At 41.0% G+C, this 26,324-nt stretch carries 23 protein-coding genes and 1 other RNA gene; 20 read left to right on the top strand and 4 right to left on the bottom strand.

Annotated features, from left to right (window positions below; all coding sequences use genetic code 11):
* Window positions 1-25 precede the first annotated feature (25 nt).
* The 9 genes from CEF17_RS08090 to CEF17_RS08050 all read left to right on the top strand — a co-directional run bounded on the left by CEF17_RS08090 (window position 26) and on the right by CEF17_RS08050 (window position 7,862).
* Window positions 26-2,317: a DEAD/DEAH box helicase gene (locus CEF17_RS08090; protein WP_100399088.1), complete on the top strand. Its 2,292-nt coding sequence runs from the start codon at window positions 26-28 to the stop codon at window positions 2,315-2,317.
* Window positions 2,307-3,593 (top strand): ribonuclease H-like domain-containing protein, encoded by a 1,287-nt coding sequence (locus tag CEF17_RS08085; protein ID WP_100399087.1) that lies wholly within the window; start codon window positions 2,307-2,309, stop codon window positions 3,591-3,593. Before CEF17_RS08090 ends, CEF17_RS08085 begins: the two co-directional genes overlap by 11 nt.
* A gap of 233 nt (window positions 3,594-3,826) precedes the next feature.
* Window positions 3,827-4,261, top strand: coding sequence for a spore coat protein (locus CEF17_RS08080; protein WP_100399086.1), 435 nt, complete (start codon window positions 3,827-3,829; stop codon window positions 4,259-4,261).
* 81 nt (window positions 4,262-4,342) lie between these two features.
* Window positions 4,343-4,906, top strand: coding sequence for an SLOG family protein (locus CEF17_RS08075; RefSeq protein ID WP_100399085.1), 564 nt, complete (start codon window positions 4,343-4,345; stop codon window positions 4,904-4,906).
* A 106-nt stretch (window positions 4,907-5,012) separates the two neighbouring features.
* Entirely contained in the window at window positions 5,013-5,321 is a 309-nt protein-coding gene (gpsB, locus tag CEF17_RS08070) for a cell division regulator GpsB (RefSeq protein WP_100399084.1), read from the top strand.
* Window positions 5,314-6,138: a carbon-nitrogen hydrolase family protein gene (locus CEF17_RS08065; protein ID WP_232725461.1), complete on the top strand. Its 825-nt coding sequence runs from the start codon at window positions 5,314-5,316 to the stop codon at window positions 6,136-6,138. Before gpsB ends, CEF17_RS08065 begins: the two co-directional genes overlap by 8 nt.
* Window positions 6,071-6,577: a reverse transcriptase-like protein gene (locus tag CEF17_RS08060; RefSeq protein ID WP_332835289.1), complete on the top strand. Its 507-nt coding sequence runs from the start codon at window positions 6,071-6,073 to the stop codon at window positions 6,575-6,577. The genes CEF17_RS08065 and CEF17_RS08060 overlap by 68 nt, the downstream gene beginning before the upstream one ends.
* 68 nt (window positions 6,578-6,645) lie before the next feature.
* An RNA gene (rnpB, locus tag CEF17_RS08055) (RNase P RNA component class B) lies at window positions 6,646-7,045 on the top strand.
* Between the two features lie 199 nt (window positions 7,046-7,244).
* A complete protein-coding gene (locus tag CEF17_RS08050; protein ID WP_100399081.1) occupies window positions 7,245-7,862 on the top strand; it encodes a flavodoxin family protein in 618 nt (205 codons plus the stop codon).
* Between the two features lie 178 nt (window positions 7,863-8,040).
* On the opposite strand, the gene CEF17_RS08045 is transcribed toward CEF17_RS08050, so the two are convergent.
* Window positions 8,041-9,249 (bottom strand): AbrB/MazE/SpoVT family DNA-binding domain-containing protein, encoded by a 1,209-nt coding sequence (locus CEF17_RS08045; RefSeq protein WP_100399080.1) that lies wholly within the window; start codon window positions 9,247-9,249, stop codon window positions 8,041-8,043.
* Between the two features lie 151 nt (window positions 9,250-9,400).
* Here CEF17_RS08045 and egtB point away from each other — a divergent pair, with 151 nt between their 5' ends.
* The 3 genes from egtB to CEF17_RS08030 all read left to right on the top strand — a co-directional run bounded on the left by egtB (window position 9,401) and on the right by CEF17_RS08030 (window position 13,614).
* On the top strand, window positions 9,401-10,678 hold the full coding sequence (gene egtB, locus CEF17_RS08040) for an ergothioneine biosynthesis protein EgtB (RefSeq protein ID WP_232725460.1): 1,278 nt from the start codon (window positions 9,401-9,403) through the stop codon (window positions 10,676-10,678).
* A gap of 117 nt (window positions 10,679-10,795) precedes the next feature.
* Window positions 10,796-12,331 carry a BCCT family transporter gene (locus CEF17_RS08035; protein ID WP_100399079.1) on the top strand — a complete coding sequence of 512 codons (1,536 nt, stop codon included), beginning with the start codon at window positions 10,796-10,798 and terminating at the stop codon, window positions 12,329-12,331.
* 146 nt (window positions 12,332-12,477) lie between these two features.
* Window positions 12,478-13,614 carry a THUMP domain-containing class I SAM-dependent RNA methyltransferase gene (locus CEF17_RS08030; protein ID WP_100399078.1) on the top strand — a complete coding sequence of 379 codons (1,137 nt, stop codon included), beginning with the start codon at window positions 12,478-12,480 and terminating at the stop codon, window positions 13,612-13,614.
* Between the two features lie 169 nt (window positions 13,615-13,783).
* Here CEF17_RS08030 and CEF17_RS08025 read toward each other — a convergent pair whose 3' ends face one another.
* A complete protein-coding gene (locus CEF17_RS08025) occupies window positions 13,784-14,191 on the bottom strand; it encodes a DUF4395 domain-containing protein (RefSeq protein WP_100399077.1) in 408 nt (135 codons plus the stop codon).
* A 149-nt stretch (window positions 14,192-14,340) separates the two neighbouring features.
* On the opposite strand from CEF17_RS08025, the gene CEF17_RS08020 reads away from it, so the two are divergent.
* Together CEF17_RS08020 and CEF17_RS08015 are read left to right on the top strand one after the other, a co-directional pair.
* Window positions 14,341-14,607: a DUF2564 family protein gene (locus CEF17_RS08020; RefSeq protein WP_232725459.1), complete on the top strand. Its 267-nt coding sequence runs from the start codon at window positions 14,341-14,343 to the stop codon at window positions 14,605-14,607.
* A 469-nt stretch (window positions 14,608-15,076) separates the two neighbouring features.
* The gene (locus CEF17_RS08015; protein WP_100399076.1) at window positions 15,077-16,270 is read left to right on the top strand and encodes an acetyl-CoA C-acetyltransferase; all 1,194 of its coding nucleotides are present in this window, start codon (window positions 15,077-15,079) and stop codon (window positions 16,268-16,270) included.
* 81 nt (window positions 16,271-16,351) lie between these two features.
* Here the strand turns inward: CEF17_RS08015 and CEF17_RS08010 are convergent, their stop codons facing one another.
* Window positions 16,352-16,654, bottom strand: coding sequence for an iron-sulfur cluster biosynthesis family protein (locus CEF17_RS08010; protein ID WP_100399075.1), 303 nt, complete (start codon window positions 16,652-16,654; stop codon window positions 16,352-16,354).
* 161 nt (window positions 16,655-16,815) lie between these two features.
* Between CEF17_RS08010 and CEF17_RS08005 the strand changes: the two genes are divergently transcribed.
* The 4 genes from CEF17_RS08005 (at window position 16,816) to CEF17_RS07990 (ending at window position 20,983) form a co-directional block, all read left to right on the top strand.
* On the top strand, window positions 16,816-18,330 hold the full coding sequence (locus CEF17_RS08005) for a carboxypeptidase M32 (protein WP_100399074.1): 1,515 nt from the start codon (window positions 16,816-16,818) through the stop codon (window positions 18,328-18,330).
* 364 nt (window positions 18,331-18,694) lie between these two features.
* Window positions 18,695-18,886, top strand: a complete 192-nt coding sequence (locus CEF17_RS08000; RefSeq protein WP_100399073.1) for a 3'-5' exonuclease family protein — start codon at window positions 18,695-18,697, stop codon at window positions 18,884-18,886.
* Window positions 18,887-18,889: 3 nt separating this feature from the next.
* Window positions 18,890-19,846 carry an ATP-binding protein gene (locus CEF17_RS07995; RefSeq protein ID WP_332835314.1) on the top strand — a complete coding sequence of 319 codons (957 nt, stop codon included), beginning with the start codon at window positions 18,890-18,892 and terminating at the stop codon, window positions 19,844-19,846.
* Between the two features lie 723 nt (window positions 19,847-20,569).
* Window positions 20,570-20,983, top strand: coding sequence for a CoA-binding protein (locus tag CEF17_RS07990; RefSeq protein WP_054637702.1), 414 nt, complete (start codon window positions 20,570-20,572; stop codon window positions 20,981-20,983).
* An 84-nt stretch (window positions 20,984-21,067) separates the two neighbouring features.
* Here the strand turns inward: CEF17_RS07990 and CEF17_RS07985 are convergent, their stop codons facing one another.
* A complete protein-coding gene (locus CEF17_RS07985) occupies window positions 21,068-21,454 on the bottom strand; it encodes a gluconate 2-dehydrogenase subunit 3 family protein (protein WP_100399071.1) in 387 nt (128 codons plus the stop codon).
* Between the two features lie 405 nt (window positions 21,455-21,859).
* Here CEF17_RS07985 and parE point away from each other — a divergent pair, with 405 nt between their 5' ends.
* Together parE and parC are read left to right on the top strand one after the other, a co-directional pair.
* Window positions 21,860-23,833: a DNA topoisomerase IV subunit B gene (parE, locus tag CEF17_RS07980; RefSeq protein ID WP_198508928.1), complete on the top strand. Its 1,974-nt coding sequence runs from the start codon at window positions 21,860-21,862 to the stop codon at window positions 23,831-23,833.
* Window positions 23,834-23,835: 2 nt separating this feature from the next.
* Window positions 23,836-26,286: a DNA topoisomerase IV subunit A gene (gene parC, locus CEF17_RS07975; protein ID WP_100399069.1), complete on the top strand. Its 2,451-nt coding sequence runs from the start codon at window positions 23,836-23,838 to the stop codon at window positions 26,284-26,286.
* Window positions 26,287-26,324 lie beyond the last annotated feature (38 nt).

The raw sequence follows: 26,324 nt of genomic DNA, 5'->3' as shown, positions 1-26,324 counted from the left end.
TAAAAGCATTAGAGGTGAGCGGTATATGAGAAAACAAACATTACGTGAATTAATCACATATATGAAACAGACAAAAGAAATTAGTGAAAACATTGCCTACTGGCATACGATTGATGAAACTCCGGCCCAAACGGAAGATTTTCCCCAAACCATTGATCCAAGGTTAAAAAAAGCGCTGGTAAACAGAGGAATTACCCAGCTATATACTCATCAAAAATCAGCTTATGACAAGGCGGTTACAGAAGGTGAAAATTTTGTGGCGGTGACTCCGACAGCTTCAGGAAAAACACTGTGCTACAATCTTCCTGTTCTTCAATCGATTCTTGACAATGAAGACAACCGGGCGTTATATATTTTTCCAACAAAAGCACTTGCCCAGGATCAAAAGAGTGAAATTAATGAGATCATTGATGAAATGGGCGTGCAAATTAAAAGCTATACCTATGATGGTGATACGGCCCCCAATATCCGCCAGATTATAAGGAAAGCCGGTCATGTCGTGATTACCAATCCTGATATGCTACATTCAGCGATGCTTCCTCATCACACAAAGTGGGTATCGTTATTTGAGAACCTCAAGTATATTGTCATCGATGAACTTCACACGTACAGAGGGGTGTTCGGAAGTCACGTAGCAAATGTCATCCGACGCTTAAAGAGAATTGCGAACTACTATGGCAGCGACCCTGTATTTATCAGTACGTCCGCAACCATTTCCAACCCAAAGGAGCTTGCTGAAACATTAACTGGAAAACCGACGGCTCTTATAAATAATAATGGAGCGCCAAGGGGGAAAAAACACTTCGTTTTTTACAATCCTCCCGTAGTCAACGAAGCTCTTAATCTTCGCAAAGGTGCTACTTCTGAGGTGAACAGGCTGGCAGCCATGTTTTTAAAAGAAAAAATTCAAACGATTGTGTTTGCCAAAAGCAGGGTCAGAGTGGAAATTATTTTAAGTCATCTCCAGGAGCTGGTGAAAAAGCAGCTGGGACCGAAAACGATCCGTGGCTACAGAGGAGGTTACCTGCCGAAACAAAGGCGGGAAATCGAACATGGTCTTCGCCAGGGAGAAATTATGGGAGTAGTGAGTACGAACGCCCTGGAACTAGGTGTCGATATTGGTCAGCTTCAAGTTTGTATCATGACTGGATACCCGGGAACCATTGCCAGTGCCTGGCAGCAGGCAGGCCGAGCAGGCAGACGGAAGGATGAATCCTTGATTCTTCTTGTGGGAAGTTCCACACCGATGGATCAGTACATTCTTCAGCATCCTGATTACTTTTTTGAAAAAAGTCCGGAGACCGCCCGCATTCACCCAGATAACCTTGTTATATTGGTAGACCACTTGAAATGCGGGGCTTTTGAGCTTCCATTTCAGGAAGGAGAAACCTTTGATGGCGTGGAAATTGAAGAGGTTCTTGAATACTTGGAAGAAGAGCAGGTCCTTCACCACCGGGGTAAGAAATGGTACTGGATGAATGACACTTTTCCGGCACACGGAATCAGTCTGCGCTCGGCTTCCCAGGAAAACGTCATTATTATTGACCAGTCTGATGTGGCAAATGTGAAAGTGATTGGGGAAATGGATCGTTTCAGCGCAATGACTCTGCTCCATGATGAAGCCATTTATCTTCATCAAGGGGTTCAATACCAAGTAGAAGAATTAGACTGGGAAGAAAAGAAAGCTTATGTTAGAGAAGTACAGGTTGAGTATTATACAGACGCAAATTTAGCTGTTGAGCTCAAGGTGCTGGAAATGGATAAAAACTCTCTCTCTCCTTCTTTTGAAAGCGGATTTGGGGATGTGATGGTGAACGCCAAAGCAACCATTTTTAAGAAAATTAAGCTTTCCACCTTTGAAAATATTGGTTCGGGCCCCATTCATCTGCCTGAGGAGGAGCTTCATACCAGTTCCTGCTGGGTAAGCTTTTCAAAAAATGTTTTGGAAAAATTTGGAAGGGAACCGTTGGAACAGGGGCTGATGGGGACAGCGAATGTATTAAGGCACGTTGCTCCTGTACATGTCATGTGCGACCAAAGTGACCTGCATGTTGTTCCTCAAATGAAAGCTACTCATTCAGAGCTTCCAACCATTTTTTTATATGATCGTTATCCTGGAGGTATCGGTTTGTCTGACCAGGTATATAAGGATTTTGACACGATTCTTCAAGAATGCAGGGTGCTGATTAAGGCCTGTCCTTGTGAAAGCGGATGCCCATCCTGTGTCGGCTCAGATTTAAACCTTGGGGAAGATTCCAAAAATTTCACTCTTCGTTTACTGAATTTACTGCTCAAGGAGGGCATCAATGGGTCTTAAAAACAAGTTGAAAAGAATGCAATCTCATCTTGGTGCCAAAGAAATAAATAGCAAAGATAAGCAGCGGACTGTTTTCCCTCCTGAAGAAACCGACAAGGAGGATAAGGAAAAAAAGGAAGTCTCTCACCGGGAAATATGGGAGAGATTTGATACGTATCCTCGTTTTTTGGATGGGGAATACATGCTGTTACGGACGGTTGTCTATCCGTTGTCTCATTTCCATGGAAAATATCAGTTTAAAGAATTGTATGATGTTTTTCAGCAGTGGAAGACGACAGCATATGAGCACCCTTTGAATCCTTCTTTTATGAATCCTGAAGAGCTTTTATTTTTTGATACGGAAACGACAGGCTTAAGCGGTGGAGCGGGAAATACTATCTTTCTTTTAGGGACAGCATGCGTCCAAAAGGACCAGGTCATAGTCAAACAGTACTTTCTCCCTGGACCGGAAGCGGAGGTTGCTTTGTACCATACGTTCCTGAGTGAAGTGTCCTCATTAGATCATCTGGTTACCTATAATGGCAAGTCCTTTGACTGGCCTCAAGTAAAAACGAGACATACATTTGTCAGAAATGAGGTTCCAAAGCTGCCTTCCTTTGGGCATTATGATCTTTTACATGGAGTGAGGAGGCTTTTTAAGCATACTCTCGAATCATGTAAGCTGTCTCAGGTTGAAAAAGAAATCCTGCAATTCAAAAGGCTGGATGATACTCCTGGATACCTTGCTCCAATGCTGTATTTTGACTATTTACAAGAAGGGCACCCAGAGATTATAAAAGGGATCCTGACTCACAATGAGTGGGATGTTTTATCTTTAATATCTCTGTATATTGATATTTCCAAGCGAATAATCAGTAAGGGATCGGATCAACGTGAGGCATTGGAAATTGGACGCTGGCATGAGAGTACAGGAAATATCGACCGCGCGATACAATGCTTCCATAAAGCAGAAACATTCAGCAGAGGCGAAAATGCTGAAGCTTTATATTACCTTGGAAAGCTTTATAAAAAGAAAAAAGACCTGGAAAACGCAGTGTATTATTTCCACAAGGTAGAGGACCGTAAAGGGCTCTTTGTCTCAGAAGCCTCTATAGAGCTTGCAAAAATTTACGAGCATAACAGAAAAGACTATGAAAAGGCTCTTTATTATACCCGCCGCTCCCTTGAATATTGGAAGGAAAGACAGCGAATTGTAAAAAGTCATAAGGCACTGGGCAATAATGAGGAATTTACGAAACGGATCAACAGGCTTGAAGGAAAAATAAAAAAGGGGTAGCAAGGAAATATTTTGGAGGCAAGTCCCTTGATATTTCCCGGGTAAGCGCAAAAAAAGTGTTATTTCCCTTTAATCATTCTTTAATTGACAAAGAAAAGTCAATTTTTAGGGAAAAACGTAGTTTTTGTCGCTGAGCGAATGAAGAAAGTGTTGAAATTAGGTGAATTCCCTAGTACAAGTTCACCGGCTCCTACATAGGTTGATAGTAACTTGATATAGGAGGTCAATTAAACATGTTTGGAAGACACCACAGACCAAGACCAAAAGTTTTGCCGACTGTTATGCATCCAACCAAGTGTCATGTAAAACATCATTGCTGTGAGTATATTGTTCCAGAAGTGCACCCAAGCCACACAAAGAATGTAACGCATCATAACTATAAGCATCTTCATTCGTTCCCGCATACTGAATCTGCGGTAGATCAAATTACTCATCAGCATTTTGTTGCCGGACCGGGTGCGCCTGGCCCTCAAGTAGCCGGCGCCCATATGCCAGGACCAGGGATGATGGGACCGCAAGTAGCTGGCGCTCACATGCCAGGACCAGGGATGATGGGACCACAGGTAGCTGGAGCCCACATGCCAGGGAAAAAAGGACCAATGGGACCACAAGTAGCTGGAGCCCATATGCCTGCACCTAAATGCCATACTAGGCCAAAGTTTTTTTAAGTCATACCAACAAGCCGGCATAATTTATTACTATGCCGGTTATGTTTCCTTTACTTTGTAGACAAGCTCAGGAGGAGAAGGATGGACGTTTTAGCTGTAAGTGGCTATAAGCCTCATGAATTAGGTATTTTTAAGCAGGATGCAAAAGAAATTCATTATATAAAAAAGACTCTTGAAGGGAAACTGATCTCTTTCATTGAGGAAGGACTGACTTGGGTAGTTATATCAGGACAGCCAGGAGTTGAGCTGTGGGCAGGAGAAGTGGTGAGTGAGCTGAAAAGGGAATACCCGCATATTAAACTGGCCATTCTGGCTCCTTTTTATAACCAGAAGCAGATATGGAATGAGAATCAGCAAGAACAGTACCAGCTTTTATTGGAAGCAGCTGACTTTGTTGATGTCATCTCTAAAAAAGAATATGAGGGTCCGGCCCAGTTAAAAGCCAAAAATGACTTTATTATTACAAAAACAGACGGCCTTTTACTCCTCTATCATGAAGAACAGCCTGGTACGCCTTCCTTTTACTTAAAGGCGGCTGAAATCAAAGCTGCCCATAAGGAGTATCCCATTTACTTTATTACGCCTGATGACCTACAGCAAACGGTTGAGGAAGAAAATGAAAGACTACGTGATTATTGGGAATAAAGATATATTGTGAAAGATAGGGAAAGAGCAAATTGACTTTTTTTCATTCTTTTGAAAAAATATAAAGTGAACGTTTTATGATTAAAACAGGGGCGGGGGAAACGATATGCAGCCAATTAAATTAAGCGCAAAAGACATTTTAGATAAAGAATTCAAAACAAGCATGAAAGGTTACAATAAAGATGAAGTTGATCAATACCTAGATACCATTATTCAAGATTATGAAGCTTTTCAAGAAAGAATTGATGAGCTTGAAAAAGAAGTAAGCAAGTATAAAAAGCAGCCTGTTTCAGAAGGGCCTGTACAACAAGCAAAACAAGAGCCAGCTCAAACTACCGGAAGCACTAATTATGATATTTTAAAACGGTTGTCAAACCTGGAGAAAGAAGTGTTTGGAAAAAAGTTATATGAATAAGCTTCTTTCTACTGCCATGGTGCAGATGAATGTGCAGCCAGGGGAAGTGGAGGAAAATGTAAGTAAATGCATTCAATTTATAGAGGAAGCAGCCTCAGCAGGGGCTGACCTCATCCTTTTTCCTGAACTCGTGTTAAGCGGGTACCATTTATCTCAAGATGAGTTTTCCAGAGCAGCTCTCCCAGAACGAATGTCTTCTGCCTTAGAAAAACTGGCAGTGAAAAGCAGGGAAGTGGACGCAGGACTCGTTATTTCTTATCCCGAGCAGCAAGAAAGCGGTTTGTACATTACGAGTTCTTTCATTGATGGGAAAACGAAGCAATTTTTCTCAAGTCAAAAGACGATGCTTTGGGGAAAGGAAAAGCACATCTTTAAAGCAGGTTTCGGGAATTTCACTCCCTTTGATACAAGGTTTGGAAAAATAGCTTTACTAATTTGTTATGACCTAGAGTTTCCCGAACCAGCAAGGGCTGCTGCTTTACAAGGAGCAGAGCTTATTATTTGCCCCTCTGTATGGAGCCAGGAAGGAAAGAACAGGTGGGAAATACAGATTCCTTGCAGGGCTCTAGATAACCTTTGCTTTGTGGCTGGAGTGAACCGGATAGGGGAAGGAGCGTGCGGTTTGTCACAAGCTGCTGCCCCTGACGGCTCCATTCTCGTCAAAGCACAAGAAACACAAGAAACGATTTTGTATGCTGATATGGATCTTTCATTAGTAAAAAAGACAAGGGCTTCTATTCCATACTTTCATGATTATCCTGATTCCTTTGCTCCGCAGGGGCTTTCAGGAAAATCCTGGCGGGAAAAGATCATTTAATGGGAATGAGAAGGATTGTAAGGAGGAAACACTTTCTTTGATCAAGCTTTTTATTGATGGTGCGAGCGCCGGTAATCCTGGCCCTGCCGGTGCAGGTGTCTTTGTTAAAAAAAACGATGGCGAGGTGGAACGCTACAGTATCCCACTAGGCCAGGCCACGAATCACGAAGCCGAGTTTTATGCCCTTATTGAAGGATTAAAGCTTTGTGTCGCTAATCAGTGGCATGTTGTTTCGTTTTCAACTGACTCAAAGCTTGTTGATGAGTCATTCGAAAAAAGATACACTAAAAAGAGCGAATACCAGGACTTACTTGAAGAAGCATTACAATTGAGCGATCAGCTGGATTTATGTTTTGTCAAATGGATACCATCGACAAAGAACAAAGCAGCCGATCAATTATCAAAAGAAGCGGTAAGCAAATCCAAGGGAAACAAATGATCGGTTTCTCTTGTTTTGTTTTTCAGGATATGTTATATTTATATCTGTCACAAAAAATGATGCTCAAAGTGTTCGGGCAATCGCTGCGTAATTTGCGCAGAGGAAAGTCCATGCTCGCACAGCCTGAGACGGCTGTAGTGTTCGTGCCTGACCAAACAATAAGTCAGGGCAGTTTGGCTGTTAGCTGAACTGACGGCGGAGAAAACACCTACGTTCATGAAAATGAATAAGGTGTGAATATCCTGAAAGTGCCACAGTGACGGAGTCTTGCCAGAAATGGGAAGAGTGGAACGAGGTAAACCCCGCGAGCGAGAAACCCAAAATTATGGTAGGGGCGCCTTCCTGCAGGAATTAAACTAAAGGGAAGGGCAAAAGGAAAAGCATTTCCTTTTGCAGATAGATGATTGCCCCCTAAGTGCAAGGTGATAAACCGCAGGAGCACAAAGGGACAAAACATGGCTTATAGAACACTTTGGGCCTCTGGCTGACCCCTTTATAGGGGTTTTTTGTGTATAGATACTTTTTCATAGTAGAACAAAGATTTTTTCTTTCAACAAAGAAGAAATCTTTTTTTTGTGGACTTTTTTTCTAACGTTTATAAGTAAGATTAAGACGGGAATTGATAGCAAAACCCTATTTCCTCTGGCGAAAGGAAAGGAGATGCTTTATGGAAAGGCTGAAAGCGTTATATATAAACACTTCTTTAAAAAAAAGTAACGAACCTTCCAATACAGAAGCGTTAATTGAAAAGTCTTCAGAATGGATGAAATTAGAAAACATTGAGACTGAAGTGGTTCGTATAGCGGATTATACTATTATAGCGGGTATAAGCGATGACATGGGGGATGGCGACGAGTGGCCTCTTCTTATGGAAAAGGTGAAGGGGGCAGACATCATTATTCTTGGGACCCCGATATGGAACGGGGAAAAGAGCAGCTTAGCATCCCTAGTCATGGAACGTTTATATGCTCAAAGCGGGGAAACAAATGAAAAAGGACAGGCGATCTATTATAATAAAGTATTTGGGTGCTTAGTAACTGGAAATGAAGACGGAGCAAAAGAAGCGGGTAAGTCCATTTTATTTGGAATGGCGAATATCGGCTTTACGATCCCTCCTAATTCCCTTGCTTATTGGGTTGGAGAAGCGGGGCCGGGACCGTCTTATATGGAAGCCGGACAAGACAGTGAATTCACGAAGAAAAACACAAAAATGATGTCGTATAACCTGATTCACTTTGCTCGTATGTTTCAACAATTCCCTATTCCCGCTGTTGGAAATACGTAAAAAAGGATGAGCAGCTGCTCATCCTTTTTAGTTAGAGGAAGGATAAATAATGGCGTAATGAATGGGCATGAAAAGCTCCAGACAACAAACTCTCTATCAGAAAAGGAAACGGAATAGGGAAGTCAGCACAAGAAGCATATAGCAAAGCCTTAATGTCATCTTAAACAGATATTCTTATTTACCCCGAAACTTCATTTAATTCCTTTTCCAAATCCCCTTTAATTTCTTTTTTAATTTCTTTTACTTTACTCTTTGACAGTTTAGCTTTCTTTCTCGCTTTATCGATACGGTCAAGTCTGTCACGAAGGCTGATGATCTTTCCAAATTCTTTTTGTATTTCCTCATATTCGTTTACTTTGTCTTCATACTCTCCATCTTTCATTTTATTAAGAAAAGTGTATAAAGAACGCAAATGCTTTGCTTGCACATATACGCCTTTAATCACTGGCAGGCCATTTTCTAAAGAAGCGTCTTCTTCTTTCGCTTTTTTATATTCTTCAAGTTTTTTGTGGAACTTATCTTCTTCCTCTTTAAGTTTCTCATTAGTATCGATTCCTCTTACATACTCAGGAAGACCTTCATTCAGAAATGTTTCCCACTGTTTCTTTAAGTCATTATTTACTGTTTTTGGAAGTTTTTTATTCAGTTTTTCTTGAGATTCATTACGCTTATTTTGCGCGAAAGAAGTTAACTCTTCATAAACCTCAGGAATGTCCTCATCACTTTCTTCCTTGTTTTCATTCATTTTTTCCAGGTCTGTAACAAAGACATCATACTTCCCTACATCTCCTAATAACTGATAAGACTTTTTAATTTGCTCAAGAAGCTCATTGTCTTCATCTACGCCTATAAATTCCAAGACTGTCTTCAAGCGTCTTCCGTCCATTCTTGCCTGAAGAATGTGTTTGCGATTTTCTTCATTTCCTATACTATCGTGACAATGATCAAAGTAATTCTCAAAGATTGGGTTAAGGTTTGTCTTCCATGCTTCTATCGCTTCCTGATTTCCCATTACCAGACATTCTTCACATAGCAGGCGCTGTTTTACTGGATAGAGGTAGGCATCGCTGCGCCCGCATATAATACATTGTTCATTGGCCTCCTGGAGAATCACTGTATCCTTGTCTGTTGAAAATGTTATTTCTACGCCTTTTTGCCACCCAATATAATCTCTTAGATCGCTTGGGAGAAGGAGACGTCCTTCATCATCAAGGGTTTTTACGTGCTTTTCTTCCGTTTCTTCTAAATTTGTTTTTATTACTGATATTCGCCTTTTATCTTCTTTTATACGAAGCGGCTGGTCATTTAGTTCTAATTCTTCTCTAATTTCTTTAGGTATGACGATTCTGCCGGAACCGTCCAACTGTCTTATTTGTTCTTTACTCACGATTAACACCCCACACGTCTTATTTAACAAGGGTTTTCCCTTTTCATAACTACTTTAATCCTTTTGCTTCAATCAGGAAGGAAAGGTTATAGAAAATCTGAGGAAGGGTATAGACCATTATTTATTAAAATAAACAAGCAAGGAGGTCTATATGAGTACGAAACAAGTATTTATGACCAGTGAAGTTAGCACCCTTATAGATAAATATACTAAAACCCGAAAAGAAACAATGAATCTTGTAAGGCCTCTTGAAATTGAAGATTTTGTTATTCAGTCCCATGAAGATGTGAGTCCCCCAAAATGGCATCTTGCCCATACGACCTGGTTTTTTGAGCAGATGATTTTAACTGCCTATAAAAGGGAGTACAAAGTCTTTTCAAAAAATTATCACCGGTTGTTTAACTCATACTATGAATCGCTCGGCACCCCATTTCCAAAACCCCAAAGGGGGCTTCTCTCAAGGCCAACCGTACAAGAAATCGTAAAATACCGAAATTATGTTGATAGAGCAATTATAGAGATGTTGACCACCGAGGAAATTTTACCAGATAAAATAAAGGAATTAATGATTATAGGGATCAATCATGAACAGCAGCACCAAGAATTACTGGTAACAGATATAAAATATAATTATTCTATTCACCCGCTGGAGTACCCATACTTACAGGAAGAGACGCAGAAGAGACCTGCATCAATTCTTCCGCCAATAAAATGGCACAGCTTTGAAGAAGGAATAAGTGAAATCGGCACGAATAACAAAGATTTTTCCTTTGATAATGAAAGGCCTGTCCATAAACATTGGCAGCATGCTTTTTCTATTGCATCCCGCCCTGTATCAAACAAAGAATTTATGGAGTTTATAGAGGACAGAGGATATGAGCGACCTGAACTCTGGCTTGCAGAAGGATGGGATCTAGTACGAACAAATGACTGGAAGGCCCCCCTTTATTGGCGAAAAGAAGAGGGATTATGGCGTACGTATACGGTCCGAGGAGTAGAGAGCGTGAACCCAAGTGAGCCTGTCGCCCATATCAGCTATTTCGAAGCAGACGCCTACGCAAGGTGGGCAGGGTACAGACTTCCGACAGAACAGGAGTGGGAATGGGCTTTCAGAAATAACGACTATGAAGGCAACTTTTTAGAATCTGGACTGCTTCACCCCTCATCTTTTGGAGAGAAGGAAAGTGGAAAAGAGTTTGGAGATGTGTGGGAATGGACAAGAAGCCCTTATACCCAGTATCCAAAAAGCAGCCCTTTGGAGGGTGCATTAGGAGAATATAATGCAAAGTTTATGAGTAATAAAATGGTGTTAAGAGGAGGCTCTTGTGCGACCCCTGCCTCCCACATTCGTTTGACATACAGAAACTTTTTCCCTCCGGAAAAAAGGTGGCAGTTCAGCGGATTCCGTCTTGCCAAAGACGGACAATAGGTCAAGTGATGTAAAAAAAGGGCTTCTTAGCAGGCCCTTTTCTTTTCTTTATGGAAGCTTAACTGCTTCAGAGTAAGATATGTACCTTGATAGATATTTACATAGGAGAGAACAATAATGAAAAATAAAATACATTGGCCTGTTTTTCTTCCCACCTCAATTATCCTTGTTTTTACTGTAATTCTTGGCGCATTGAGGCCTTCTTCCTTTTATGAATGGCAGACAATTATTGTAGATTTTGCCTTTATTCATTTTGGCTGGCTGTTTAATCTGACGGTGTTTCTATTAATATTTATTTGTTTATACCTTGGGTTTTCAAAATATGGAAATATCAGATTTGGCGGAAAAGAGGCAGACCCGTTTATTACCAAATGGCAGTGGTTTGCAATTTCTCTAACAGCTGGTATTGGGGTAGGGATTTTATTTTGGGGGCTTGCCGAGCCGATCACACATTTCAGTGACCCTCCACAAGTGCTGGGAATCGAGCCTTTCACTGAAGAAGCGGCTGTTTTTTCGATAGCTTCCAATCTTGCCCATTGGACACTAGCACCGTACTCTGTGTATGTCATAGCAGGAATTGCAGTCGCCTACAGCCATTACAATCTTAAGCTTCCTTATACAATCAGTGCCACCCTTTATCCCTTTCTAGGTAAAAAAGCCCTGGGCACAGGAGGGACGATTGTAGATATTTTGTGTATCTTTGGAATTGCAGGCGGAATGGCCGCAGTTCTTGGTGAAGGAGTTCTTCAGATAGGAAGCGGAATGGAATATATTTTTGGCATTCAGACAGGGGTATTGCTGTGGAGCATCCTGATTGTTGTCATAACAGCTGCCTATATTATTTCAAGTTATACAGGACTGAAAAAAGGGATACGGTTCCTGGCAGACCAAAATGCCAAAGTCTTTTTGTTCTTGCTCATTTTTGTTTTTGTAGCGGGACCCACGACCTTTATTCTGAATTTGGGTGTTCAGGGCACCGGAGCTTTTTTAAGCGGGCTTCCAGAACGATTTTTATGGACAAGCCCGATGGAAGGTTCAGAATGGCCGAGGTGGTGGCCGATTTTTCATTGGTCCATCTGGTTGGCTTATGCTCCAATTATCGGTATGTTTCTTGCAAGGCTTGCCTATGGAAGAACCATAAGAGAATTTGTGCTGTTTAATCTTTTGCTGCCTGCAGGATTTGGTATGCTTTGGTTTTGGGTATTTGGAGGAGCGTCCATTTTTTATGATTGGCAGGGAGAAGGACAGCTTTGGGAAATGATTTCAAATGAAGAAGGAGGGCTTGAACTATCCTTATTTGTATTCTTGGAATCCCTTCCTTTCACAGTAATCATTAGTATTCTTATGCTGGTTTCTATCTTTATTTCCTTTACAACACTTGCGGACTCTTTAACAACTACTGTTTCATCTCTTACAACCAAAGGCTATTCCATTGACCACCCTGAACCTCCTGCCACAATGAAAGTGTACTGGGGAGTCCTCCTTGGGACTTTGGCTCTTTTAACAATCACAGCAGGTACTGGCGGGGAAATCACAGGCATTGAAGCAGTAAAACAAATGGCTACAGTGGCAGGATTTCCAATACTCTTTTTTATTATCTTTCAAACAGCAGCCACATTGAAATCTGTCATAAAAGGAAATAAATGGAAATGATGTACATGTTCTTAAAAAGAAACAAAACAGTATTGCATGATCATTTTCCCTTTCCCTTTGTTTATGGTAAAGTTTGACTGGATGTGCTAAAGAGAACCATGTATAGTAAGAGTCTAGTTAATTTGAGTCGTGTAAGGAGAAATAATATGAACAAGATTACATTAGTCGCTACAGCAACAATGGGACTGGAAGCTCTGGTCGCCCAAGAAGTGAAAGACCTAGGTTATGAAAATGTTGAAGTTGAGAACGGAAAGGTGACTTTTACGGCTGATCCCCTCGCTCTATGTCGTGCAAATTTATGGCTTCGTACAGCTGATCGCGTCAAAGTCCAGCTAGCTGAGTTCAAAGCCACTTCCTTTGAAGAATTATTCCAAGGAACCAAAAGTGTGCCATGGGAACAGTTTCTTCCTGAAAATGCCGAGTTTCCCGTAATCGGTCGTTCGGTGAAATCAAAGCTCTATAGTGTTCCAGATTGTCAGTCGATCGTAAAAAAGGCAGTCGTTGAGCGCTTGAAGGAAACTTATAAAACAAGCTGGTTTAAAGAAGATGGCCCGTTTTTCCGCATTGAAGTTGCTCTTCATAAAGATACAGCTGTGCTGACAATCGACAGCTCTGGAGAGGGGCTGCACCGCCGGGGATATAGACCATTACACAGTAAAGCACCACTTAAAGAAACACTGGCTGCAGGCTTAATCAAGCTTACCCATTGGACCCCGGACAAACCTTTTGCTGATCCTTTCTGCGGGTCTGGCACTTTACCTATTGAAGCGGCACTGATCGGCCAAAATATAGCCCCTGGGTTTAACAGAGAGTTTGCCGCTGAAAGCTGGGAATGGGTTGGCAAGGAAAATTGGGAAAAAGCAAGAGAAGAAGCTGAGGATCTTGCGAATTATGACCAGCCTTTGGATATCCAGGGAAGTGACTTAGACCCTAAAATGATTGAGCTGGCAAAGGATAATACGATGGAGGCAGGTCTTCATGGATTGATTCAGTACAAGCAGATGCAGGTAAAGGATTTTACCTCAAAGAAGGAGTACGGCACGCTCATCTGTAATCCGCCGTATGGTGAACGGCTAGGGGAAAAGAAAGCGGTAGAAGAGATGTATAAGGATATGGGCAGGACTTTTTCTGCTCTTGAAACGTGGTCTATATATGTCATTACTTCCCATGAAGGCTTTGAAAATTTATACGGAAAAAATGCCACGAAGCGAAGAAAGCTTTATAACGGAAATATTAAAACCCAATACTATCAGTATTGGGGACCAAAGCCGCCAAGGCGATAACACGCATGATATGAAAAGGCTGTTGAGAATTTGCTCAACAGCCTTTTTTTGGGACAACTTCTAAAGGGATATGGCCAATAGAGTAGAACAGGGTACAAAATTATCGGCAGTCGCTTTTGAGCGGCTGCCGATAACGAGTTGGATGAAAATGATAGGTTTCCGATCGGTGTTATGTCTGCTGTCTTTTATATTTCCACATCATGTAACGGTATCTTATTGTGCATCCGATACAATAGCCCGTTAAAGCGATGCCTGCTGCCAGAAGAACCATAACAGAAAATGCGATGCTGATGGCAGGGAAACCGAGAAAATACAAAAGCAGAGATAATCCTAAGCAGATTGTGGCAATCCATTGGTTAAAACGCTGCTGCTCAGGGTCCTCCAACACATACTGGCTCGGCTTTTTCTTTAAAAAATTTCTGCCCAGCCTGATGACGGGGTTTGAATTTGCAATCAAACTAACCATTCCGTTTATGAACGGGAGAAAAAGAATCCATATTGAAAAAATAAGAGAAAGAAGAACTGTGATAACAATAAACGCTTGGTTTGTCTGCACAAGTGGTTTTGGGATACCCACAAATAATCATTCCTTTGTCATTTATCTTCTTCCATTGTACCATTTAGCATGCAACTGTTTAAGGAATTCGTTTTGATTCGTTGGAATAAATGATGAGCTCTCTGGATATGCTGTAGGTATATTCTTTTACTTGCGAAGGGGGCTTCTCATTGACTCGATCATATGACGAAAATCAATATAATGATTTAATGCAAGTGAAAATGTCGATTAAGGCAGCGGAACGTGCAGTGGGTCATGCCACCGAGAGTCTCGATGAAGATCAGCTCGAAGCTGCGTCCAATGCAGTCAGGTTTGCCAAACAACAATATCAACAAGCCTTTACTCACCAGACAGGGGTAGATTCTCATTTTCTAGAGGTTTCCGAAGAATTGCTTGAAAATATCGACCATCAGCTTAAAGAAGCGAAAAAGAAATAAAATATATTTGTTAGGCGCGGAGATGTTCTTCGCGCTTTTTTGATGAACAAGGAGACATTCGTACATTAAAGGTAAAAGGGATCTATACCGTACCATGTTTGAAGAAGAGGAAGCTTTGTCAAAGAGTATAGATACATATGTAAAATGAATCTCGTTATTTAAAGGATTTTTCTCTGAAACTACACGTTTCCGCCCCCCTCAGAGACCCGGGGGCAGAAAGAATCACCGAGGGTAAGATCCGTTTCCAGCCTCTTTATGAAAAACAACACTAGACTAACGTATCATACAGTTCACTTATTCTTAGCTTGATGATCATTCTGCAAGTAACAGGAAAGTGATGCGTTCATGGGTTTCTTCTCAAGCAAAAATAGAGGAGTAATGGAAGCGAATATCGAAAAATGATAGAAATCTGGTGTTAAAGAAAAGATTCGCTGAGAACGATTATACTACTTGGGGGAGGAATCTACTAATGAGAGAAGTAGTGATTGCAAGTGCTGCACGAACACCGATTGGCAGCTATGGGGGAAGCTTATCTTCCGTCAATGCAGTAGATTTGGGTGTGGCAGCTGCTAAGAGCGCGATTGAGAGAGCGGGAATACAACCATCAGACATTGATGAGGTTTTAGTTGGGAACATTTTATCCGCAGGTCTTGGTCAAAACGTTGCCCGTCAGGTTGGAATATATTCTGGCCTGCCTGATACTACGCCTGCTGTAACTATTAATAAATTATGCGGTTCAGGTTTGCGTACGGTAAGCATGGCTGCCCAGTTTATTTCGTTAGGGGATGCTGACGTCGTGCTTGCCGGTGGAGTAGAAAGTATGAGCAATGCTCCGTATGTCGTTCCTTCTGCCCGTTGGGGCCAGCGGATGGGGGATGCAAAAATGATAGATACCATGCTTAATGACGGGCTGATGGATAAATTTCATGGCATCCACATGGGAATTACTGCGGAAAATATTGCTGAGCAGTGGAGCTTTACCCGAGAAGAGCAGGATGAATTTGCCCTTGAGAGCCAAAGAAGGGCAGAGAGAGCTCAACAGGAAGGGTTATTTGCTGAGGAAATCACACCGGTTTCTGTTCCGCAAAGAAAAGGAGCCCCTTTGGTTATTGACAAAGATGAATTTCCTAAACCTGGTATGACGATAGAAAAGCTCGCTAAACTTAAGCCGGCCTTTAAAAAAGAAGGAACAGTGACAGCCGGAAATGCATCGGGGATTAACGACGGAGCGGCTATGCTCATTGTTATGGCAAAGGAAAAAGCCGAAGAGCTGGGAGTGGTACCGTTAGCCACAATTAAATCTTATGGAAGCGCTGCCCTGGATCCTAAAATCATGGGCTATGGTCCTGTACCTGCTTCTGAACAGGCGTTAAAGCGAGCAGGACTTAAGGTTGATGATCTGGACCTTATAGAAGCTAATGAGGCATTTGCGGCTCAGTCGCTGGCAGTGGTGAAAGATTTAGGACTGAATAAAGAGAAAGTAAATGTAAACGGTGGAGCGATCGCTCTCGGCCATCCGATTGGTGCTTCAGGTGCACGCGTGCTGACAACCTTACTATATGAAATGAAACGGCGGAACGCCAGGACAGGCTTAGCAACCCTGTGTATTGGCGGTGGCCAGGGTACATCCTTAATTGTGGAAAGAGAGGGAGAATCCTTCTAATCTTTTGATATTACTAATGAAATGAAGAGTCCCGCCTTCACATACAGAGACATAAAGAACCCTGAGTTTGGCTGCTGTGCCTTACTCAGGGTTAATTACATCTTTTATTTTTGGGTTTTCGAAATGGAAATAGTCAATGCCAGGTTCATAGGAAATGGTCATGCCATCGACATACCATTGGTCTTCTTCAGTGACAAAGAACGTAATTCCTTCCTTGGTTACCTGAAAGGATCCTGGAGATGGTATATCTTTTGCTACACCAATGGAAAATCCTCCTGAACCCACTCCTCCTACTCTTACAAACAGCCTGACAGCATCTCCCTCTTTTAATTCCATTTCTTTTTTGTAATGTTTGGCAGCTTCAGAAGAAATTGTAAAGTCCATAGAGATGCCTCCTTCTTTACGTTTATAACACGAGTCAAAGAAAACATCAAAAGATACAAATGGTTTTGCTTAACATGACATATAATATCCACTATAATAAACGTTACATTTCTATAGTCGAAACAAATGCTTTTACTACATAACAAGAAGGGGTTTTATGAATGTCTGACGTAAAACAAAGTGAACAGCAGCTTCATGAGCTGATGAGGAAAATGACAGCTTATCGTCAAGCAATTGGCTTAATGAATTGGGATGCCAGAACTGGTGCCCCTAAAAAAGGGATCAATCAAAGATCAGAGGCTCTCGGCTATTTATCTACAGAGGTATTTAAACTTACAACCTCAAATGAAATGGGCCAGCATTTAGAAGCTGTTCTAAGTGAAGAGGGCAGGTCGCAAGTCTCAGAAATTACAAGGAAATCAGCAGAGGAGCTTAAGAAAGAATATGACCGCTTTAAAAAGGTTCCAGAAGAGGAGTATAGAGAATATAACATTTTAAAATCTAAATCAGAAGCACAGTGGGAACAGGCTAAAGGAGAAGCTGATTTTGAAACCTTCCGTCCCAATCTAGAAAAGCTAGTCGAATTCAAGCGAAAGTTTGTTAATTACTGGGGCTATGAAGGTCATCCATATAATACGTTATTAGATGACTATGAACCTGGCGTAACCGTGGATATTCTGGATGATGTATTTGGTAAGGTTAGAGAGGGTCTGATCCCTTTAGTCAAGGGGGTAAAAGAGTCCGAAAACAAACCGAAAACAGGGTTTTTATTTGAGCATTTTCCAAAAGAAAAGCAGCGGGCATTCAGTCTTGAAATACTTAAAAAAATGAACTATGACTTTCAAGCAGGTCGTTTAGATGAAACAGTACATCCGTTTGCCATTGGCCTTAACACCAATGATGTCAGAGTGACAACGAAGTACGATGAAAAAGACTTCAGAACAGCTGTGTTTGGTACCATCCATGAAGGCGGCCATGCTCTTTATGAGCAAAATATATCAACTGATCTTGAAGGTACAGTCTTAAGTGACGGGACCTCTATGGGTATTCATGAATCTCAGTCTTTGTTTTACGAAAATTTTGTAGGCAGGAATTATGCTTTTTGGGAAAACAATTACGATTTGCTTAAGTCATACTCAAATGGTCAATTCGACAATGTGAGCATTGATGCTTTCTACAAAGCGATCAATGAAGCAAAGCCTTCTTTAATTCGAATTGAAGCCGATGAGATGACGTATGCTCTTCATATTATTCTTCGATATGAAATTGAAAAAGGTTTAATTACCGGAGATATTCAAGTCAAAGATCTTCCTGCCATCTGGAATGACAAAATGCAGGAGTTTCTTGGCGTGACTCCTCCCCATGACGGAGTAGGAGTCTTGCAGGACGTTCATTGGTCTTTTGGAGCGTTTGGTTATTTCCCTTCCTATGCTCTTGGTTACATTTATGCAGCCCAGCTGAAGAAGTCGTTAGATCGTGATCTTCCTGACTTTGATAACCTTCTTCGTGAAGGTGAGCTTTCTCCGATCAAAGACTGGATGACAAAGCATGTCCATCAGCATGGTTCGTTGAAGAAACCCGTAGAAATTCTAAAAGATACAACTGGAGAAGGAATTAATCCAGATCATTTATTATCTTATCTAACAGATAAATATAAAGAACTGTATAAATTCTAATGATCCAGTCCGTCATTCAGTCGGTAAGACAGCTACTACAAGTATGAAGAAGATGAAAGCATTGCAGACCAGATGTAGATGCTGAATTAGATGATACAGATCAAGAAGTAGATGATGATCTAGACATTGACCTAGATGAAGAAGAGGAAATGGAAGAAGAAGATAACTCCTAACAAGTAAGGCTGACCAATAGGGTCAGCCTTTTCATGTAGAAGGAAAAAAAGACCATTGAATTAATAAAAGCTAGAAAATAAAATATGTAAGTATAAAGATTTTTTTGTTTAGTGCTATAGTATAAAATAGATGTTAAAGGTTTGGAAAACTTTTAGTTAAAATGAATAATTGCTATGGGGGTTAGCTCTTTATGAGCATAGATGTTAAAAATTCAGTGATGACAGATATCTTGCAAATAGCAAGCGAATTAGTGGATACGAAGACCTTTTTTATAGGATCATTAGAAAGTGACTTTTCAGTTCTCCGGGTGCTTCATACAAGTACAAACCAGAGCTGCAGTATTTCTCAAGGAATGGTTCTGCCTCTTGAAAAATCCTTATGACATATTATTTCTTGTAGTGGTCGGGAACCACTTATCATAAATAATATACAAACTGACGAGCGGGCAGCCCATGTTAAAGAAGACCTAGAAAGCATTTCGCTGGCTTCTTATTTAGGGGTTCCGATTATTTTGGAGAATGGTGAGCTGTTTGGCACGCTCTGTGCAAGTGACACGGAACCATATGATTTTACAGAAAAAGAAATTGAGAGTGTAAAAAGGCTTGCTAACGTATTATCCTCGGTGATCTCTCAAGAGCAGCAGGTTACTCTGCCAGTTATTGAGGACAAAATGAAGCTTTTAGACAAGCAGGCGATGGTTGGGAAGTTGGCAGCAGGTCTGGCTCATGAAATTCGTAACCCTATGCAGACAATTAAAGGATTTATTGAGCTGTTGTTTGCCGACAACAAGGAAATGGCTCATTATCATGAAATAGTAATTGAGGAGCTTAACCGCTTGAACAAGCTGGTCAGTGACTTTTTGCTTACAACACAGCCTAGTGCACCGAAAAAAGAAAAAATCTCTCCTTATGAATTGCTGCGGCAGACAATGTATTTCATGGAAAGTGAATTCCACCTGCACAATATTGAATTTAACTTACTGGCAGGAACTGAATCACCCTCCATATATTTAGACCCATCTCAAATGAAACAGGTTTTTCTTAATATTTTTAAGAACGCCATTGAAGCAATCGATGAGAATGGAAAAGTAGATATAGAACTTACTGCCGATAACAACTGGGTTACCGTCTTTGTAAAAGATAACGGCAGGGGAATCCCCCTTTCTTTGGTAAATAAAATTGGTGATCCATTTTTCTCTACAAAAGAGGAAGGGACAGGTCTTGGTTTATCGATATGTAAAACCATTATTAAAGAACACCAGGGTTGTCTGGATATTGAAAATCACCCGGAAGGCGGTACGCTGGTATCCGTTCGATTGCCAATCAATGCAGGCAAGTTTTAAGATAATTAATGAAGGATCTTGGACCAATCCTGCTAATAGAGAAGGGACTTGCCATCATAGGTGAGTGCCTTTTCTTATTTTCAGGTGAGTACTCCTTATTACTTTTTAAATAGTTGCTATTATAAAATAAATAATATCGCTCAATCAAGGTTATATGCAGGAGTCCATTTCCTAATCGAAAATGAAGAAGGTCTCCGGTAGGCAGGCCAATCGGGAATCATGTTATAAAGGTAATATAATATGTTGCAGGCAAGTATTAAATCTTTGCGTAAGGAAGTTAGTTTATGAAACCTTATCCATTTTCACGCTGAGATAAAAGTAGGTTTTAAGGGACTACAGAATTTCGTGGAGGTTTTATCATATTATCGTGACAAAAATAGAATAGTTTTCATATAAAGATAATACACACCGTGCCTATCCAAAAGGGGTGATTTCAAAAGTAAGAGTTTTGAGGCAGCCCCTTTATGTATTACTCGGATTTTTCTACATGTAATCTAAATTGGACTATTACCCTGATGGGTCTTCAGCCTTACTTTACTATCAGGTCTTGTTTTAACAATCATCTAATTTTGTTAGGTTGTGTTTCATTTCATCGTTTATGTTATTATTTCCAAAATTTCACATACCGTAATATATATATTCAAAACTTGATTAATTAATAAATAAAAAGGGAAAACAGACAAAGAGTACTTATTGGAAATATTAAGAAGGAGGAATATATTAATGGCTTATGAGCAACCAACAAAAGAAGAAATTAAAGAAATTTTCGATCATGCTAAACGCATAGCGGTTGTAGGATTATCCGAGAAACCTGAAAAAACTTCTTATGAAGTAAGTAAAGTCATGCAGGAAGAAGGATATGAGATTATACCCGTGAACCCTAACGCAGAAGAAGTTCTAGGTGTGAAGGCAGTCAATTCTTTAGAAGATATCGATGGTCATATCGATATTGTTAATGTATTTAGACGTAGTGAACACTTACCTGAAGTAGCCAGAGAAGCAGCAAGCATAGATGCAGACGTATTTTGGGCACAGCTTGGTTTGGAAAACGATGAAGCCTACCAAATAGCAAAAGAAGCAGGTATGAAAGTAGTCATGGATCGCTGCATTAAAGTAGAGCATGCCATTACACGATAAAAAAGCTAAGGCTTCTCTTTAAGTACCGGTGTTCAAGGGAAAAAAGAGAAGTCTATTTAAGTATGTTGATTTGCTGTTCTTCCTCTAAATCCAAAAAGCCTCGTTGAAGTTGTTTCGGCTTATGCTTTGCATTCTGCTGATGCCCTGCAGGAAAATGTTCTGACGGTGTATCCCGCTTTGAAAGCCCTGGGTTACAACACCTTTAGCAAAAGGGCCCGGCATGTACTCCCTTGGGTTCCGTCCGTATGAGCCGGCTAATTGTTTGTCAATATAATAAGGTACTCCTAATGTAATTGCGCCAGGGCCACGGTCATCTTCCGGAAAAATTCTTTCAGCCGCTGCACTCATCACATGAAAGTCTTCCTGACGTTTAAATAACATTCTTGCTTCTGTATAGTCATTGGCCGGAGCGTGATCATGCGCTTGATCATCATTGGTTTGTGTATCAGTTTCCTGGGCTGTATCCTGCATGCCCCAAAACTGGCCTCCCAGCAAACCGCCTAAAAGTGCCCCCCCCCCACTACACTGCTGGCAACCAAGCTTTCATTTTATAATGAAATCACGCATGGTCATTCATCGTGCTTTCATCGTCCATTTGAATCCCTCCCTAATTATTATAAAATCACCACTTTAGTAATCTTTTGCCGAAATACATGTAAAATGGTAAAAGAGATCCTATACCTAGTACCCAAGTAAGTGGAGTTTTCACAAGTAATATTTCATATTTTTTATAAAGAATTATGGAAATCGGGGAAAATGGTATAAAATAAGGAATATTGTATAGTTACTTACGTAAAGAGATAGAAACGTATGTTCTCTTGTGATATGTTATAGTGAGAGATGGAAAGTGTTTCATGCAGAAAGGGGATTAAACAATTGGCACCGAAACAAGCTTTTGATTATAACGATGATGCCATACAAGTACTAGAAGGGTTGGAAGCTGTTAGAAAAAGACCTGGAATGTATATAGGAAGTACTGACAGCCGGGGGCTTCACCATCTGGTTTTCGAAATTGTTGATAACGCTGTCGATGAAGCTCTTGGGGGCTTTGGCGATCAAATAGAAGTAATTATAAATAAAGATAACAGCATTACTGTCCGGGATGAGGGCCGGGGGATGCCGACAGGAATGCATAAAATGGGTAAACCAACGCCTGAAGTCATCTTTACGGTGCTCCATGCCGGCGGAAAGTTTGGCCAGGGAGGCTATGCGACTTCCGGCGGGCTTCATGGGGTTGGAGCTTCTGTTGTTAATGCTCTTTCAGAATGGTTGACCGTCACAATTCATCGGGACGGCACCATATTTAAGCAGGAATTTGCGAATGGCGGGAAAGCGGTCACAACCTTAGAAAAGACAGGCAAAACAAAAAAGACTGGAACGGTTATTCAATTTAAGCCTGATCCTGTTATGTTTGGAACCACTACGTTTAACTATGAGGTGCTGGCAGAAAGACTTCGTGAAGCTGCCTTTTTATTAAATGGAGTAACCATACAGCTTGTTGATAAAAGAGAAGGAAAAGAACAATCGGATTCTTTTTCTTATGATACAGGGATTCAAGCTTTTGTGGATTATTTAAATGAGGACAAGGAATCACTGCATCCTGTTGTGTTTTTTGATGGGGCCAATCAAGACATTGATATAGAATTTGCATTTCAGTTTAACGATGGATATACCGAAAACATTCTTTCCTTTGTAAATAATGTTCGAACAAAGGATGGAGGCACACATGAGTCTGGCGCCAAAACAGCTATGACAAGAGCTATTAACGAATATGGGCGGAAAATGAATTTCCTGAAAGAAAAAGATAAGAATCTTGATGGGTCTGATATCCGGGAAGGATTTACTGCCGTGATATCTATCCGTGTACCTGAAGAAAAGCTCCAGTTTGAAGGACAGACAAAAGGAAAGTTAGGTACTCCGGAAGCACGATCTGCAGTAGATGCGATTGTTTCCGAAAAGTTAACTTACTTTTTTGAAGAAAACCCTGAAACAAGCTCGATGCTAATCAAGAAAGCTATTAAAGCCGCTCAAGCTCGGGAAGCTGCCAAAAAGGCAAGAGAAGAAGCCAGGAGCGGAAAGAAAAGCAGAAAGAAAGATGTGCTCTTAAGCGGAAAGCTCACCCCAGCACAATCAAAGAATGCAGCTAAGAATGAACTGTATCTGGTAGAGGGGGATTCTGCCGGAGGCTCAGCGAAGCAAGGCAGAGACCGGAAATTCCAGGCAGTCCTGCCGCTAAGGGGGAAAGTGATCAATACAGAGAAGGCAAAGCTTGAGGACATAATGAAAAATGAAGAGATCCGTACCATTATTTATGCAATCGGTGCAGGGGTAGGGACAGAATTTGCTATAGAAGACAGCAATTATGAAAAAGTTGTTATCATGACTGACGCCGACACTGACGGAGCTCATATCCAAGTACTCCTTCTAACATTCTTCTATCGGTATATGACTCCACTCGTTGAGGCTGGAAAAGTTTACATTGCACTGCCTCCTTTATATAAAGTAAGCAAAGGGACGGGAAAAAAGGAAAAAGTTGAATATGCCTGGGATGAAGACGGTCTTCAAAGTGCGATAAAAAAGATTGGCAGAGGTTATACGATCCAGCGTTATAAGGGGCTTGGCGAAATGGACGCAACACAGCTTTGGGAAACTACGATGAACCCAGAGTCACGAACCCTTATTCGAGTGACAGTAGATGACCTTGCCAGAGCAGATAAACGGGTATCCACCTTGATGGGAGATAAAGTAGAACCACGAAGAAAGTGGATTGAATCCCATGTAGAATTTGGTATGGAAGAGGATGACAGCATCTTAGAAAATGAGAACTTATTTGTCGTAGAGGAGGAGTAACCTTGGGAGAAACAGAAAAATATTTAGACCTTCCACTAGAAGATGTGCTAGGAGACCGCTTTGGACGTTACAGCAAATATATTATCCAAGAACGAGCTCTTCCCGACGCCAGAGACGGGCTTAAGCCCGTTCAGCGCCGGATATTATATGCCATGCTTAAAGATGGCAATACGTCGGATAAGCCTTTCAGAAAAGCAGCAAAAACCGTAGGGAACGTAATCGGGAACTATCATCCTCATGGTGATAGTTCTGTTTATGAGGCTATGGTAAGAATGAGCCAAGAGTGGAAAGTGCGTAATCTTTTAATTGAAATGCATGGGAATAATGGTTCCATTGATGGTGATCCACCGGCAGCTATGCGTTATACGGAAGCCAGATTATCTTCTATTGCCAAGGAGCTTTTGCAGGATATCGAGAAAGAGACTGTAGAATTCATTCCAAATTTCGATGACACACAGGAAGAGCCGGTAGTCCTACCAGCTATGTATCCTAATTTGCTTGTAAATGGCTCAACGGGAATCTCGTCTGGGTATGCCACAGACATTCCACCACATAATCTAAACGAAGTTATAGATGCTGCAATCATGCAGATCGATGATCCGGATTGCACAGTGCAAGACTTAATGACTGTTTTACGTGGGCCTGATTTTCCTACTGGAGGTATTGTGCAAGGGGTAGATGGAATTAGAAAAGCCTACGAAACAGGTAAAGGGAAAGTGGTTGTCCGGGCTAAAACAGATATTGAGGATATTCGCGGCGGAAAGCAGCAAATTGTCATTACCGAAGTTCCTTATGAGGTCGTGAAAGCAAATCTTGTAAAGAAAATGGATGAGCTTCGATTTGATAAGAAAGTGGAAGGAATAGCTGAAGTCCGTGATGATACCGACCGGACAGGACTTCGAATTGTTATTGAAGTGAAAAAAGAAGCAGACGCTGAGGGTATTTTAAACTACTTGTACAAAAACACTGATCTACAGGTTACTTATAATTTTAATATGGTCGCTATTCATAACAGGACACCTCAGCTTCTTGGCCTTAAACAGCTACTTCACTCTTATATCACTCATCAAAAAGAAGTAGTTACAAACAGATCCAGACATGATCTGCGGAAAGCAAAAGAAAGACAGCATATCGTAGAAGGATTAAAGAAAGCTATTTCCATTCTCGATGAAGTAATCGAAACCATCCGAAGCTCTAAGGATAAAAAAGACGCAAAAAACAACCTTATCAGCCGCTTTGAATTTTCAGAACCACAAGCAGAAGCAATTGTGACGCTCCAGCTTTATCGTTTAACGAACACGGATATTACAACCTTAGAAAGCGAATCAAATGAGCTTGCTAAAGAAATTGAAAAGCTCGAAAAGATTCTATCCAGTGAAAAGAATCTTTTTGCTGTCATAAAGAAAGATTTAAAGAAGATCAAAAAGACCTATGGAGACGAACGGAGAACGGTCATAGAAGAGAAAATCCAGGAGTTAAAAATCGACTTAGAAGTTATGGTCCCTTCAGAAGATGTCATCGTCTCAGTAACAAAGGAAGGGTACGTAAAGCGCACAAGTCTCAGATCCTATTCTTCCTCTAAAAATGAACGCCCTGGAATGAAGGAAACAGACGATCTTATTTACTTTAATGAATTAAACACTACAGACACCCTTTTACTATTTACAAAGAAGGGGCATTATTTGTATATGCCGATTCATGAATTACCTGATATTCGCTGGAAAGATAACGGCCAGCATGTCGGCAATATTGTCCAGCTTGACCGGGAAGATGAATTGCTTAAAGCAATAGCTGTGAAAGAATTTACAGAAGACAGCAATTTATTATTCTTTACAAAAAACGGAATGGCCAAGAAAACAAGCCTGCAGGCATATCAGGCCCAGAGATACTCCAAGGCCCTTGTTGCAGTTAAGGTGAAAGAAAATGATGAAGTCGTGAACGTAGAAATGACCAATGGAAACGAAGAAGTCTTTATAGGAACAAAACTTGGTTACGGACTTCGTTTCCATGAATCAGAAATTAGTTTAGTTGGACAGCGTGCTGCCGGGGTCAAAGGAATAAACCTGAAAGATGGAGATGAAGTAATTAACGGATTAACATTTGATCCGTCAAAAAAGGAACAGGCAGTAATTGGACTTATTACGCAAAGAGGGTCCATGAAGAAGATGCCTATCCAGGAGTTCGAAACCTCTACGCGGGCAAAACGGGGCCTTGTCATGTTACGAGAGTTAAAATCTAAGCCCCATCAAGTGGTAGGATTAGAAAAGTTTGAAACAAACGATGTAATTGCAGTGCAAACTGAAAATGAAGAAGTTACACATATAGAAACCAGCATTTTAAGAAACACTGACAGGTACAGCAACGGCTCTTATGTCGTGGATACAAAAAAGAACGGAGACGTTCATGAAGCCTGGAAATATACTAGCCACTTAAAGACAGAAGAACAAGAGTAATACAGCAATGCCTGGCAATCTTAAATGAGAAAGAAGAT

It is taken from the genome of Bacillus sp. FJAT-44742 (assembly GCF_002797315.1).
Taxonomy (GTDB): Bacteria; Bacillota; Bacilli; order Bacillales; family Marinococcaceae; genus Thalassorhabdus; species Thalassorhabdus alkalitolerans.
The sequence above is the reverse complement of the archived record's forward strand: the minus strand, read 5'-3'. Positions and strand labels throughout refer to the sequence as shown.

What these genes read in the sequence shown, in the direction of transcription:
- CEF17_RS08090 (WP_100399088.1), top strand. Translation starts at nt 26, where the DNA reads ATGAGAAAACAAACATTACGTGAATTAATCACATATATGAAACAGACA.
- CEF17_RS08085 (WP_100399087.1), top strand. Translation starts at nt 2,307, where the DNA reads ATGGGTCTTAAAAACAAGTTGAAAAGAATGCAATCTCATCTTGGTGCC.
- CEF17_RS08080 (WP_100399086.1), top strand. Translation starts at nt 3,827, where the DNA reads ATGTTTGGAAGACACCACAGACCAAGACCAAAAGTTTTGCCGACTGTT.
- CEF17_RS08075 (WP_100399085.1), top strand. Translation starts at nt 4,343, where the DNA reads ATGGACGTTTTAGCTGTAAGTGGCTATAAGCCTCATGAATTAGGTATT.
- gpsB (WP_100399084.1), top strand. Translation starts at nt 5,013, where the DNA reads ATGCAGCCAATTAAATTAAGCGCAAAAGACATTTTAGATAAAGAATTC.
- CEF17_RS08065 (WP_232725461.1), top strand. Translation starts at nt 5,314, where the DNA reads ATGAATAAGCTTCTTTCTACTGCCATGGTGCAGATGAATGTGCAGCCA.
- CEF17_RS08060 (WP_332835289.1), top strand. Translation starts at nt 6,071, where the DNA reads ATGATTATCCTGATTCCTTTGCTCCGCAGGGGCTTTCAGGAAAATCCT.
- CEF17_RS08050 (WP_100399081.1), top strand. Translation starts at nt 7,245, where the DNA reads ATGGAAAGGCTGAAAGCGTTATATATAAACACTTCTTTAAAAAAAAGT.
- egtB (WP_232725460.1), top strand. Translation starts at nt 9,401, where the DNA reads ATGAGTACGAAACAAGTATTTATGACCAGTGAAGTTAGCACCCTTATA.
- CEF17_RS08035 (WP_100399079.1), top strand. Translation starts at nt 10,796, where the DNA reads ATGAAAAATAAAATACATTGGCCTGTTTTTCTTCCCACCTCAATTATC.
- CEF17_RS08030 (WP_100399078.1), top strand. Translation starts at nt 12,478, where the DNA reads ATGAACAAGATTACATTAGTCGCTACAGCAACAATGGGACTGGAAGCT.
- CEF17_RS08015 (WP_100399076.1), top strand. Translation starts at nt 15,077, where the DNA reads ATGAGAGAAGTAGTGATTGCAAGTGCTGCACGAACACCGATTGGCAGC.
- CEF17_RS08010 (WP_100399075.1), bottom strand. Translation starts at nt 16,654, where the DNA reads ATGGACTTTACAATTTCTTCTGAAGCTGCCAAACATTACAAAAAAGAA.
- CEF17_RS08005 (WP_100399074.1), top strand. Translation starts at nt 16,816, where the DNA reads ATGTCTGACGTAAAACAAAGTGAACAGCAGCTTCATGAGCTGATGAGG.
- CEF17_RS08000 (WP_100399073.1), top strand. Translation starts at nt 18,695, where the DNA reads ATGAGCATAGATGTTAAAAATTCAGTGATGACAGATATCTTGCAAATA.
- CEF17_RS07990 (WP_054637702.1), top strand. Translation starts at nt 20,570, where the DNA reads ATGGCTTATGAGCAACCAACAAAAGAAGAAATTAAAGAAATTTTCGAT.
- CEF17_RS07985 (WP_100399071.1), bottom strand. Translation starts at nt 21,454, where the DNA reads ATGCAGGATACAGCCCAGGAAACTGATACACAAACCAATGATGATCAA.